General features: G+C 71.7%; 14 protein-coding genes. 5 read left to right on the top strand and 9 right to left on the bottom strand.

All coding sequences use genetic code 11. The annotated features are described in order from the left end of the window. Nucleotides 1-37 precede the first annotated feature (37 nt). The 3 genes from kdpA to ABGB05_RS30250 are packed head-to-tail and all read right to left on the bottom strand — an operon-like array spanning nt 38 to nt 1,920. Nucleotides 38-1,693, bottom strand: coding sequence for a potassium-transporting ATPase subunit KdpA (kdpA, locus tag ABGB05_RS30260; RefSeq protein ID WP_347657342.1), 1,656 nt, complete (start codon nt 1,691-1,693; stop codon nt 38-40). Next, nucleotides 1,694-1,783: a K(+)-transporting ATPase subunit F gene (gene kdpF, locus ABGB05_RS30255; RefSeq protein WP_347657341.1), complete on the bottom strand. Its 90-nt coding sequence runs from the start codon at nt 1,781-1,783 to the stop codon at nt 1,694-1,696. Next, nucleotides 1,780-1,920: a hypothetical protein gene (locus ABGB05_RS30250; protein WP_347657340.1), complete on the bottom strand. Its 141-nt coding sequence runs from the start codon at nt 1,918-1,920 to the stop codon at nt 1,780-1,782. The genes kdpF and ABGB05_RS30250 overlap by 4 nt, the downstream gene beginning before the upstream one ends. Nucleotides 1,921-2,148: 228 nt before the next feature. Between ABGB05_RS30250 and ABGB05_RS30245 the strand changes: the two genes are divergently transcribed. Then, nucleotides 2,149-2,571, top strand: a complete 423-nt coding sequence (locus ABGB05_RS30245) for an OsmC family protein (protein WP_347657339.1) — start codon at nt 2,149-2,151, stop codon at nt 2,569-2,571. A 58-nt stretch (nt 2,572-2,629) separates the two neighbouring features. Here ABGB05_RS30245 and ABGB05_RS30240 read toward each other — a convergent pair whose 3' ends face one another. Beyond that, nucleotides 2,630-3,574: an endonuclease/exonuclease/phosphatase family protein gene (locus ABGB05_RS30240; RefSeq protein ID WP_347657338.1), complete on the bottom strand. Its 945-nt coding sequence runs from the start codon at nt 3,572-3,574 to the stop codon at nt 2,630-2,632. A gap of 422 nt (nt 3,575-3,996) precedes the next feature. Between ABGB05_RS30240 and ABGB05_RS30235 the strand changes: the two genes are divergently transcribed. Then, nucleotides 3,997-4,785: a hypothetical protein gene (locus ABGB05_RS30235; RefSeq protein ID WP_347657337.1), complete on the top strand. Its 789-nt coding sequence runs from the start codon at nt 3,997-3,999 to the stop codon at nt 4,783-4,785. 58 nt (nt 4,786-4,843) lie between these two features. Here the strand turns inward: ABGB05_RS30235 and ABGB05_RS30230 are convergent, their stop codons facing one another. The 3 genes from ABGB05_RS30230 to ABGB05_RS30220 all read right to left on the bottom strand — a co-directional run bounded on the left by ABGB05_RS30230 (nt 4,844) and on the right by ABGB05_RS30220 (nt 6,419). After that, the gene (locus ABGB05_RS30230) at nt 4,844-5,341 is read right to left on the bottom strand and encodes an ATPase (RefSeq protein WP_347657336.1); all 498 of its coding nucleotides are present in this window, start codon (nt 5,339-5,341) and stop codon (nt 4,844-4,846) included. Between the two features lie 172 nt (nt 5,342-5,513). After that, on the bottom strand, nt 5,514-5,960 hold the full coding sequence (locus ABGB05_RS30225; protein WP_347657335.1) for a response regulator: 447 nt from the start codon (nt 5,958-5,960) through the stop codon (nt 5,514-5,516). Between the two features lie 114 nt (nt 5,961-6,074). After that, nucleotides 6,075-6,419, bottom strand: coding sequence for an STAS domain-containing protein (locus ABGB05_RS30220; RefSeq protein WP_347657334.1), 345 nt, complete (start codon nt 6,417-6,419; stop codon nt 6,075-6,077). 253 nt (nt 6,420-6,672) lie between these two features. Between ABGB05_RS30220 and ABGB05_RS30215 the strand changes: the two genes are divergently transcribed. After that, nucleotides 6,673-7,521, top strand: coding sequence for an aldo/keto reductase (locus ABGB05_RS30215; protein ID WP_347657333.1), 849 nt, complete (start codon nt 6,673-6,675; stop codon nt 7,519-7,521). A 39-nt stretch (nt 7,522-7,560) separates the two neighbouring features. Here ABGB05_RS30215 and ABGB05_RS30210 read toward each other — a convergent pair whose 3' ends face one another. Continuing rightward, nucleotides 7,561-7,881, bottom strand: coding sequence for a hypothetical protein (locus tag ABGB05_RS30210; RefSeq protein WP_347657332.1), 321 nt, complete (start codon nt 7,879-7,881; stop codon nt 7,561-7,563). 218 nt (nt 7,882-8,099) lie between these two features. On the opposite strand from ABGB05_RS30210, the gene ABGB05_RS30205 reads away from it, so the two are divergent. Then, complete coding sequence (locus tag ABGB05_RS30205) at nt 8,100-9,080, top strand: DUF2267 domain-containing protein (RefSeq protein WP_347657331.1); 981 nt, start codon at nt 8,100-8,102, stop codon at nt 9,078-9,080. A gap of 100 nt (nt 9,081-9,180) precedes the next feature. Here ABGB05_RS30205 and ABGB05_RS30200 read toward each other — a convergent pair whose 3' ends face one another. Then, a complete protein-coding gene (locus tag ABGB05_RS30200) occupies nt 9,181-10,479 on the bottom strand; it encodes an NAD(P)/FAD-dependent oxidoreductase (protein WP_347657330.1) in 1,299 nt (432 codons plus the stop codon). Nucleotides 10,480-10,620: 141 nt separating this feature from the next. Between ABGB05_RS30200 and ABGB05_RS30195 the strand changes: the two genes are divergently transcribed. Next, nucleotides 10,621-12,069: M20/M25/M40 family metallo-hydrolase (locus tag ABGB05_RS30195; protein ID WP_347657329.1), on the top strand; the 1,449-nt coding region annotated here is incomplete at its 3' end.

Genomic DNA, 12,069 nt, shown 5'->3' with positions numbered 1-12,069 from the left:
TTCCTCATCATGTCGTGGAGAAATCCGCGCATCGGGCTCACAACCCTTCGGCCAGCGGGCCGAGGGCCAGGGCGGGCAGGAAGGTCAGCGCCACCAGGACCACCGTGACCCCGACGACCAGTCCGACGAAGAGCGGCCGGTGGGTGGGCAGGGTGCCCTCGGAGGCCGGCACCGGCTTCTGCCGGGCCAGCGCGCCGGCCAGGCCGAGCACGAAGATGATCGGCAGGAACCGACCGAGCAGCATGCAGAGCCCGAGGGCGGTGTCCCACCAGGGGGTGTTCACGGTGATGCCGGCGAAGGCCGAACCGTTGTTGTTGCTCGCCGAGGTGAAGGCGTAGAGCACCTCGCTGAGGCCGTGTGGCCCGACGTTCAGCGCCGTCGTGTTGTTGCCGGTCGCGAACGCCGCCGCGGTGCCGATCAGCACCAGCATCGGGGTGATCAGGAAGTAGAGCGAGGCGAACTTGATCTCCCGGGCACCGATCTTCTTGCCCAGGTACTCCGGCGTCCGGCCGACCATCAGGCCGGCCACGAAAACCGTGATCACGGCGAGGATGAGCAGGCCGTACAGGCCCGCGCCGACGCCACCCGGGGCCACCTCACCCAGCATCATGTTGACCAGCGGCATCATCCCGCCGAGCGGGGTGAACGAGTCGTGGAAGGAGTTGACCGCGCCGGTCGAGGTGAGGGTGGTGACCGCGGCGAAGCTCGCCGAGTTGGAGACCCCGAACCGGGCCTCCTTGCCCTCCATCGCCGCGCCGAGCGCCTGTGGCACGGTCCCGTCTCCGGTCAGCTCGAAGACGTTGGTCAGGGTGATGCTGGCGATGGCCAGGATCGCCATCACCGCCACGATCGCGTAGCCCTGCCGGTTCTGCCCGACCATCCGGCCGAAGACCCGGGGCAGGCTGAACGGGATCAGCAGGATCAGGAACATCTCGAACCAGTTGGTCCAGGTGGTCGGGTTCTCGAACGGGTGGGCGCTGTTGACGTTGTAGAAGCCGCCGCCGTTCGTCCCGAGTTCCTTGATCACCTCCTGGGAGGCAACCGGACCGCCGGTGAGGGTCTGGGTGCCCCCGGTCAGCGTGCTCACGTCGGTGCCGGCGGAAAGGTTCTGCACCACCCCGCCGACCATCAGGACGATCGCGCCGAGCACCGCGATCGGCAGCAGGATCCGCAGGATGATCCGGACCAGGTCCACCCAGAAGTTGCCGAGCTGCGTGGTCCGGCTGCGGGCGAAACCGCGGATCAGCGCCACCGCCACCGCGATGCCGACCGAGGCCGAGACGAAGTTCTGCACGGCCAGCCCGGCCATCTGGACCAGGTGCCCCATCGTCGACTCACCCGAGTATGCCTGCCAGTTCGTGTTCGTCACGAAGCTGACCGCGGTGTTCCAGGCGATGTGGTCGGTCACCGGGTCGAAGCCGAGGGAGAGCCAGAGTTTGTCCTGCAGCCGGAGGAAGGCGTACAGGAACAGTACCGAGACCAGGGAGAAGGCCAGCAGGCTGCGGGCGTACGTGCCCCAGGACTGCTCGGCCTCGGCGTCGACGCCGACCAGCTTGTAGATGCCCCGCTCGACCCGGGAGTGCCGGCGGCCGGAGACCACCCGGAACATGTAGTCGCCGAACGGCCGGTAGACCGCGGCGAGCACCACGGCGAGCGAGACGAGGAAGATGACGCCCGCGGTTGTCGTACTCATCTAGAAACGCTCCGGGAACAGGAGTGCACACAGCAGGAAGACGGCCAGGCCGACGGCGAGGACCAGGCCGATCAGGTTGACCAGGCTCACAGCCGCTCCACCGCCCTGGCGATCAGGGCGAGGACCGCGAACAGCCCCACCGTCAGCAGCACGAACACGACGTCGATCACGTCAACGTCCTCTCCAGCACACGCGTCCAGACGACCGTTATCGGCCGCCAGAACCATGAAAGCCCTGTTGGAGTCGGTAGGAGGCCGGTTCTGACACCCCGACTACAACGTCCACCCGGTTCTTGACGCCGCCTTGACGCGCCAACCTCGGGGCGCCCGTCCGAGGCGCGGCAACCTACCGGGGTCGCGGCCTCCCCGGGCGGTTTCGCCGGAAACCGGCCGATGTCCTGGGTTTGCCGACCAGGCCACCGGGTAGCCGCCCGGTGAGCCATACGGGGGTGTGCGATGCCGGAATCCGAGTCCTGGGTGCACGAGGCCACGGCGACCGCCGAGGGGGGTCATCTGCATACCGACGACGGGGAGCTGTCGACCACCCTGGCCTCGCCGTTGGCCCCGCACTGCACCGGGCTCGCGCCGGAACAGCTGCTCGCTGCGGCGTTCGCCTCCTGTCTGCACCACGCGGCGGTGGAGGCGGCGACCGGGATCACCGACGAGGCCCACACCGTGCAGGTGCGTGCCCAGGCACGGCTGGCCCGGGAACCCGACGGCCGGTACCGGGCCGACGTACGGGCCAGCATCGCGTCGGTCGGGCTGAACCGGGCGCAGCTGACCGACCTGGCCCACTACGCCGAACGGCTCTGGCCGTTCGCCAGTGACGACAACCGGCACACCCTCACCGTCGGCCCGGCGGAACCCGGCGCCCGCTGAGGGCAAGCCGTGACCGGCCGCCAGGCAGGTGGGGAGCCGCCAGACAGCAGCTGAGGGGTCAGCGGAAGCCCGCGGTGACCGCCCGGTGGTCGCTCGCCGGGGTCCGGACGACGTCGGCGGACGACGCGGTGAGGCCCCGGTAGAGCACGTGGTCCGGCCGGATCACCGGCAACGCCGCCGGCCAGGTGAAGCCCGGCCCCCGACCGGCGTCGGCCTGGGCGTCGTGCAGCAGATCGGTCAGCGGCTCGATCACCCGGTCGGTGGTGGCGGTGTTGAGGTCGCCCAGGACGATGAGCCGTTCGGCGTCGTCCCGGCGCAACTGGGCGGCGAGTGCGGTCACCGTACGGTCCCGGGTGTCGGTGTCGCCGGCCCGGGCGGAGCCGAGATGTACGACGTACACCACCACGTCCCCACCGGGCGCGGCGACCACGGCCCGCAGAGCGCGGGTCCAGGCCAGGCCGGTGTCCACCCCGACCTCGTCCCGGATCGGGAACCTGCTCCACAGTCCGACGGTGGAGACGGAGACCTGGTGGGGGTACCGGTCCCGGAGTGTTCCGCCGACCGCCCGGCGGCCGACCTCGTCCAGCTCCTGCAGGCCGATCAGGTCGACCCCGGTGGCGGCGATGGCGGCGACCGTACCGGCCGGATCGGGATTGCCGGCCCGTAGGTTCTGGCTCGCCACCCGCAGCCGCGCCGACCCGCCGTCGCCGGACGGCAGCCACGCCGTGCCGAAGAGCAGCGTCCAGACCACCGTCGGCACGATCAGGGCGATGAGACCGTTACGGGACCGGCGCAGCAACGCGGCCAATCCGAGCAGTGGGATCCCGAGGCCGAGGAAGGGCGCGCCGGTGTCGACCAGGCTGCCGAACCCCCGCACGTTCGGGATCAACCGGTGACCGATCAGCAGCAGCGTCAGGACCGCGGTCGCGAGCAGGATCAGCGTGCCGCGGCGACGCCATCCCGGGTCCGTCGCGCCCGACGCCTTGATCTTGCCCTCGGTCACCGACAGCATCGTACCCAGGCTCGGCCAGGCAACACCGGGAGCCGACGGATCAGCACCGGACCGAGGCACCCCGCCCGTTCGGCCTCCCCCGTTCACCCGAGGGCGGGATGGCCCGAACACCGGGCTCAGCTGATCTTCAGCGACACCGCCACGCCCGGCGGCGTTTCCTGCCGGCCAGGACCGATCAGCCCGGCGATTCGGAAATACCGTACTTGTCGCTTCTCGACCCGGCCCCGTCCGGCGCTCGGCGATTGCCCGGTTGACCAGGCAAAACTGTGGTACAGGCCACCGCCACAGGGGGTCCCATCCTCTCAGCGGTTTCCTAACCTCGGCGAGTGCCTCACAGGGAACATGCTGATCACGCATCGCAGAACGAGACGGAAGGTGGCCGTTCGGACGAGGCCACCTCAGCCGACCGGAAGGTGGGCCAGCACCGGGCGGAGAACCCGCGCCGGTCGGGCCGGGCCTGGCGCCGGCTGCGATCCGTACTCGGCTCCGGCCCGGTACGCTTCGGGTCGGTCGCCGCGCTCACCTGCTGCCTCGGCACCGTCGCCTTCGTCGAGTCGCGGGCGGCCGACACACCGGCGCCCCCGCCGGCCGCGCCGAACGTGCTCGCCGAGCGGCGGGCCGCCGCCGAGAACGAGGCGGCGTCCCGGGGCAACGAGCGGGCGCCGTCCCCCACGCCGTCGGCCACCGGCAGCCCGTCACCCGGCCAGCCGACCGTCCGCCCGACCGCCGCCCGTACCCGGATGACCAAGGCGAAGCGGCAGACCCGGCCCAGCCCGGTCGCCGGTCTTACCCAGGCCCAGATGGACAACGCGCACGCCATCGTCCAGACCGGGGTACGGCTCAAGGTCCCGCGCCGGGGTCTGGTGGTCGCCATCGCCACCGCGATGCAGGAGAGCAACCTCTACAACCTGGCCAACACCGGGGTGCCGGAGTCGCTGAACTACCCGAACCAGGGAACGGGATACGACCACGACTCGGTCGGGCTGTTCCAGCAGCGCCCCAGCTCCGGTTGGGGCACGGTGGCCGACCTGATGCGTCCCGCGTACGCCGCCGAGCAGTTCTTCAAGGCGCTGCTCGCCATTCCCGGCTGGCAGGAGATGAGCGTGACCGGCGCGGCGCAGGCGGTACAGGTCTCCGCCTTCCCGGACGCGTACGCCCAGCACGAGACGCGGGCGACCACGGTGGTCGGCGCCCTGGTCTGAGCGGGCGCCGGCCGCCGACTGGTCGACGCGGGCCGGAGACGGCCCGGGGACGGTGGGGTCAGCGGCGGGAGTCCGGAGTGGACGTGACGGCGACCGGCGCGGCCCGCTCGGTGTCGGTTCCCGGTCGGGCCGTCAACGCGTCGGGGACCGCCCGCAGGATCTCGTCCGCCCGTTCGGCCCGGAGTCGGCGGGCCTGCAGGGCCGCCTCGAAGTCCCGTCGTGCCTGTACCGCCTCGGCGTAGACCCGGTCCCGCACCTGACGGGCCTCCGCACGGGCCGCGGCCAGGTCAGCCTGGGCCCGGGCCCGGATTTCGGCGGCCTCCCGCTCGGCGCCGCGCAACACCGCCTCCTGTGCGGTGGCCCGGTGCGCGGCCAGCAGATCGCCGAGGCGGACGAGTTCCGCCCGCGCCTGGGCGAGTTCCGGTCCGACGTTCGCGGCGGCGTCCGTCGGCGCCGCCAGCCGGGCCAGCCGCTCGCCCAACTCCTGTAGGCAGCGATCGATCTGGTCCTGGTTCCGCTCCTGGTCGTAGCCAACTTCCACGACGGAAGATTCCATGCTTAGCCCCCCGGCAGCTGATGACCCTTGCCACCTCTGAATCCTCGTCACCGGGGCACGTCGGCGGAGCCGATGCGGAAAAAATGCTCACCATTCGGACGGCGCGCGCGGATCGCCGGACAGCCGGCCACCGTCCGGACCCGACCGGCGGCGGGACGTCACCGCCCGCTGGTCAGCGGCGTTTGGGCAGCACCACGATCTGGCCGAAGAACTCGTCGATCCGCCGGACGACCTCGTTGAAGTCGTCGAGGTCGATGGGCTTGGTCACGTACGCGTTGGCCCGGAGGCTGTAGCTGCCGAGCACGTCGTTCTCCGCGTTCGACGTGGTCAGGACGACGATCGGGATCGTCCGGAGGTCCTCGTCGCCCTTGACCTCGGTGAGCACCTGCCGACCGTCCATCCGTGGCATGTTCAGGTCGAGCAGGATCACGTCGGGCCGGCTCGCCCCCGTGTGCCGGCCCACTCCACGCAGGAACTCCATCGCCTCCTCGCCGTCACCGACGACGTCGATGGTCTTGGGTATCCCCGACCCGGCGAGCGCTTCCTCGATCATCAGTACGTCACCCGGGTCGTCGTCCACGACCAGGATCCGTACCGGGTTCGGTGCGGCTGCACCCATGAGACACCTGCCTCCGGTCGGCGAGAGGGCGCACGGCGGCCGGTGGCGCCGTCTCCCGCGAGAGCTCGTCCGGCAATCTATCGACCGTCGGATCGGCGAGGGAACAGTAGCCGATCAGCGGTCGCCCGCAACCGCCGGGTTCTGCACGGTTTCGTCGTACCGGAGCAGGTCGGCCAGGCCGCTGATCCGCAGCACCCGGTCGACCCGACCGGTCGCCCCGGTCAGCCGGAGCCAGCCGCCGCGTTCCGTCGCGAGGTCGTCGCCCCGGACCAGGGCGGCGAGTCCACTGGAGTCACAGAACGCCAGGTCACCGAGATCCACCAGGACGTGCCGGTGCCCCTCGTCGAAGACCTGGTCGAGGGCGGCGTTCAGTTCCGGGGTGGTGCTGAGGTCGAGCTCACCGGCCAGTCGCACCCGCACATACCGTTCGTGTGACAGTTGACTCACGGAGAAAGCCACCGCCCGCTCCCTCCCGCGTACGCCCTCGCAGCTGACGGGCGGCCCATACTTGCAGTCAGACAAGTATAAGCATGCCCTAGATCGGCTCCAGCGGGCCCGGACACACCCGGCGCCCGCCACCGACCGTGCCGGTTCGTGCCGGAATCTGCTCGGCCGCCCCGGATCCGGGCCCCGGTTTGGTCCCGGAAGTCGGGGGAAGGCGCCACCGGTCGGCCACGACAACACCGGAGGTTCGACCAGGAAGAGGGCAGCCATGGCGGTACGGAGGATTCCGACGGTCACCCTGCCGTCCGGGGAGACGGTACCGGCGTTGGGTCAGGGCACCTGGGGCATGGCGGAGGATCCGGCTCGGCGGGACGACGAGATCGCCGCCCTGCGGGCCGGGGTCGACGCCGGCCTCACGGTCGTCGACACCGCCGAGGTGTACGCCGACGGCGGTGCCGAGGAACTGGTCCGTACGGCGCTCGGCGACCGCCGCGAGGAGATCTTCCTGGTCAGCAAGATCTCCTCTGAGCACGCCACCGCGATCGGGACCCTGGACGCCTGCCAGCGCAGCCTCGACCGACTCGGTACCGACCGAATCGACCTCTACCTGCTGCACCAGCGAGGGGACGCGCCGCTTCCGGAGACGGTCGAGGCGTTCACCACGCTGATGACCAGGGGGCTGATCCGGCACTGGGGAGTGAGCAACTTCGACGTACCGGACGTGGTCGAGTTGACCGGGATCCCCGGTGGGACCGCGGTCGAGACCGACCAGATCCCGTACAACCTCACCCGCCGGGGCATCGAGTGGGACCTGCTGCCCCGCTGTCGGGCGGCCGGGCTGCCGGTGATGGCGTACTCACCGCTCGAACGCGGGCGGATGCTCGACCATCCGGTGCTGGCCCGGGTGGCCGCCCGGCACGGCGCGACCCCCGGTCAGGTCGGCCTGGCCTGGCTGCTGCGGCAGGAGGGGGTCTGCACGATCACCAAGGCGAGTACGCCGCACCGGGTCCGGGAGAACCGGGCGGCCGTGGACCTGGACCTGACCGAGGACGACGTCGCCGAACTCGACGCCGCCTTCCCCCCGCCGGACGGCCCGCGCCCCCTCGAACTGCTCTGAGACCGCGGGCCCCGGTCGGGACCGGCCCCGATCGGCCGGTCAGGCGCCGGCCGTCGGTTCCAGCCGGGCCGGCCGCTTTGTCGGTTCGGCGCCGAGTTCCTCCGGCCGGGCGGCGTCCTCGGGCTCGCCGTTCTCCGGTGGCTGGAACAGGTACCGGACGAAGTCGCCGCCCGACTCGTTCTCGTCCGCGCCGGGCCACTGCCCGACCGAGTCGACCCCGACAACCTCCCGGCTGCCGTGGTCGCTCTCCTCCAGCAGCGCCCAGACCGACACCGGGTACGACCGGGTCGTGTCCGGGTCGAGGCGCCAGCGGGCGTACCAGCCCGGTCGGGCGGGCACGATCTCGACGATCCTCTTCATGGTGACCTTCCCTCCGGTACCTCGGAAGTGCCACGAGCTGTCCCGATCATCGGCGCGACCGGGGTGAGCCCTCCTCACCCCACCGAGATGAGCGGACGCCGGCCGCTGGCGGCGGGCGTTTCGCCGATGCCGCCACGGGAAGGCGAACCGGACCGGTCCGGCCGCGATGCGCCGCCGGCCTGGTCCGATGGTCGCGACACGCGGAGCGAGGCGAGGTCATGGGAAAGCAGATGGAGGGTGACAACCAGCGGCGCCGGGCGTTGGCCAGACAGGCCCGCCAACGGGGCCGTCGACCGAGTGAGGTCGGCGCCACCCTCGGTGCCGACAAACAGCTCGAAAGCCTGGACCGGGGCCGGCGCAGCGGTCCACCACCGTCGGGTGCCCGCAAGCCGAGCACCGAGCGGGGTGGCCCAACCACGCCGCCGCCGGCTCCGGCCGAGCGCCCGATGCCGCTGCCCGACGAACCGGCGACCGCCGGGCCCGGGGTCGCCGTCATCACCTACCGGGACCTGGTCTCGGACGTCGGGCGCCGGGCCGGTGTCGACTTCGACCAGGCGCGGACGGCGGCCGAGGCCACGGTGACCGCGCTCGCCCTGGCCCTGGACGTCGCCGACCGGCAACGTCTGCTCGACGCGGTACCCGGGCAGCTCTGCGACGAGGAGTCGCTGGAGTCCGGGAACCGGCGCCGGGACCTCGCCGGTTTCCTCGACGAGGTCGCCCGGCTCAGCCGACGCACCCCCGAGCAGGCCCGATACCAGGCCCAGGCGACGTTGAGCGCCCTCGCCGAGCAGGACCGGGCGCTGGTCGAGTCGCTGGACCTGCCGGAGGATCTCCGGGACCTGCTCGGCCCACCGAACGCCGGGGGCGGCCTGGTCGACCCCAGCGGCGCCACCGCCGGCCTGACCGAGGACGAGCTGCGGGACGCGTTGGCCACACTGCCGTACTGGTCGGGGGACCGGAGCCGGCTGACCCGCACCATCGAACTGCCGGCGGAGAACCTCGACCGGGTACTCGGTCGGCTGGCCCGGCTGCGACCGGACACCGGTCGGGGCCCGAGCATCGGGCGTCAGTCGCCGGACAGCGCCGTGATCACCGTCCGGACCCGGGCACTGGACGCGGTGACCGCGCTCGACGTCGACCTGGCGCACCAGATCGACGACGCGATCGACGAGGTCGCCGCCGGGATGGCCTCCTCCTGACCGGGCCTGCTCCTGGCCCGGCCAGCCAGCACCCTCGCCGCCCGCCCACCGGGACAGACCCGGTGGGCGGGCGGTGCGTCGTGGCACCACCCCGGGCTGCCTAGCGCCGGACTGGCAGTTCGGGGGTGGAACTCTCCAGCGGCACCGCGTTGGCCGGCACCAGCCCGAGCTGTACGGCCTGCCGGGTCAACGCCGCGTCGAGCAACCAGTCCGCGCTCACCCGGGCCCGGTTGCCCGGCATCGCCAACAGGTGGTAGCCGCGGGTGACCGCCTTGGCCGGCAGCCCGGCCAGCGGCACGTGCAGCGGGTTCGCCGCCGCGTCGGTCCCGCCCAGGTCGACGACAAAACCCAGGTCGTGATGCCGGTACGGACGCCGTCTGCCCTGCCCGTAGGAGGCGGCGACGTTGTGCGCGGCGAGTTTGCCCTGCCGCTCGGCGTGCTGCGCGGTCATCGCGGTCAGCTGTCCGGGTCGGGTCAGGTCCGGTACGGCGGCCGCGTCACCGCAGGCGAAGATCTCCGGGAAGCCGGGCACGTTGAGGAACTCGTCGACCACGAGTCGCCCCTTCTCGGTCTGCAGACCGAGGTCGGCCACCAACGGATCGGGGCGCACGCCGACGCACCAGATCAGGGAGCGGGTCGGGAGGTACTGGCCGTCGCTGAGGCGTACCCCCTCGGCGGTCGCCTCGGCGACGGTGCAGCCCATCCGGACGTCGACCCCCCGGCCGTCCAGCACCCGACGGGCGGTGTCGGACATCCGCTGGTCCAACTCGGGCAGGACCCGCTCGGCGATGTCGAGCAGCAGCCACCGTGGGCGTACCCCGAGCCGGGGGTGCTGGGCGGCGAGCGCGTCGGTGAAGAGCTGGCCGTGCGCGGCGACCTCGGTGCCGGTGTAGCCGGCGCCGACGACGACGAAGGTGGTGCGGGCGTCCCGTTCCGCCGGGTCGTCGGTCGCCTCGGCCAGTTCGATCTGGCTGACCACGTGGTCGTGCAGGTACAGCGCCTCCGGCAGGCCCCGGAACCCGTGCGCGTGCTCGGTGACCCCGGGGATCGGCAGTAGTTTGTTGACACTGCCGACGGCGAGGATCAGCCGGTCGTAGTGGAGCTCACCGGGATCGCCCTCGGCGCCGGTGTAGTCGACCCGGCGGTCCTTCAGGTCGACGTGGTTCGCCTCGCCGATGACGATCCGCACTCCGGGCAGCGTGCCGGCCAGCGAGACCGAGATCCGGCTGGGCTCGAGGATCCCGGCGGCGACCTCCGGCAGCAGCGGGAGGTAGAGGAAAAAATCGGTCGGGTTCAGCAGCATGATCTCGGCCTGTCCCCGGGCGATCCGGGACAGGTTCTTCGCCGCGTGGTAGCCGGCGAAGCCGGCCCCGACGATGACAACGCGCGGTTTTGTCATGCCGCCGCCGTTTCCCGGTGACAAGCCGGGCAAACCTCGGCTTGGCCGTGAGCAGCCACGACGGGTTCGGCAGACGCAAACCGGTCGAGCCGAGACATCCAGGGCGTTGACAGTCCTGCCGCACATTGATGACCATGACGCATGGCCATCCATGACCCTCAGGGCGATGGGCCCACGAGGCCCAGCCGCCGCACGTTCCTGTCCGCCGCCACCGTCACCGCCGCGGTGACCGCCGCAGCCGTGGTCCCGGGCGCCGCCGACGCCGCACCGACGGGAGGCGGGTCCGGCGCCCCGGGCCCCGGTCGGCCGGTCCGGCCCCAGCCGCCCGACCGGGAGCTGCGCGAGCTGCTCCGGGAGATCGACCAGCGCCGGATCGAGGCGATCGTGCGTCGGCTCGCCGCCTTCGGCACCCGGCACACCCTCTCCAGCCAGGACGACCCGCAGCGCGGCATCGGCGCCGCCCGGGACTGGATCTTCGAGCAGTTGCGGGGGTACGCGGCCCGCTCGGGCGGCCGGATGACGGTGGAGCTGCAGTCGTACATCCAGGAGCCGGCGTCCCGGATCCCGGTGCCGACCCGGATCACCAACGTGGTCGCGACGCTGCGCGGCGAGACCGCACCGGAGCGGATCTACGTGGTGACCGGGCACTACGACTCGCGGGCCAGTGACGTCATGGACGCCACCAGCGACGCGCCGGGCGCGGACGACGACGCCTCCGGGGTGGCGGTGCTGATGGAGCTGGCCAGGATCATGGCGACCCGGCGCAGCGAGGCGACCATCGTCTTCGCCGCGGTCGCCGGCGAGGAGCAGGGCCTCTACGGCTCCGGGTACCTGGCCCGGCAGTTCAAGGCGGCCGGCGCGGACGTACAGGGTATGTTCAGCGACGACATCGTCGGCAGTTCCCGGGCCGACGACGGCACCCGGGACCGGCGTACGCTGCGACTGTTCGCCGAGGGAGTGCCGACCGCGGAGACACCGGCCGAGGCGAACACCCGGCGTTCGGTCGGCGGCGAGAACGACTCGCCGACCCGGCAACTGGCCCGGTTCGTCAGCGACGTGGCCGACAACGACGCGACCGGGATGAACATCCGGGTGATCTACCGGCGGGACCGCTACCTGCGGGGCAGCGACCACATCTCGTTCCTGGAACAGGGCTACCCGGCCGGCCGGTTCACCGAACCGAACGAGGACTTCGCCCACCAGCACCAGGATGTCCGGGTCGAGGACGGCAAGCAGTACGGCGACCTGCCCGAGTTCTGCGACTTCGAGTACATCGCCCGGGTGGCGAAGGTGAACGGGGCGGTGCTCTGGTCGTTGGCCCAGGCACCCGGCACCCCGAAGGGAGTGGTCATCGTGACCACGAACCTGACCAACGACACGACGCTGCGCTGGCTACGGGGCGCCGAACCCGACCTGGCCGGCTACGAGATCGTGTGGCGGGAGACCACCACCCCGGAGTGGACGCACGTCATCCCGGTCGGCGACGTCACCGAGGCGACCGTCGACCTCTCCAAGGACAACGTCTTCTTCGGCGTACGCGCGGTCGACGCCGCCGGGCACCGCAGCCCGGTGGCGTTCCCCCGCCCGGGG

This window comes from Plantactinospora sp. B5E13 (assembly GCF_039871775.1).
Taxonomy (GTDB): Bacteria; Actinomycetota; Actinomycetes; order Mycobacteriales; family Micromonosporaceae; genus Plantactinospora.
The sequence above is the reverse complement of the archived record's forward strand: the minus strand, read 5'-3'. Positions and strand labels throughout refer to the sequence as shown.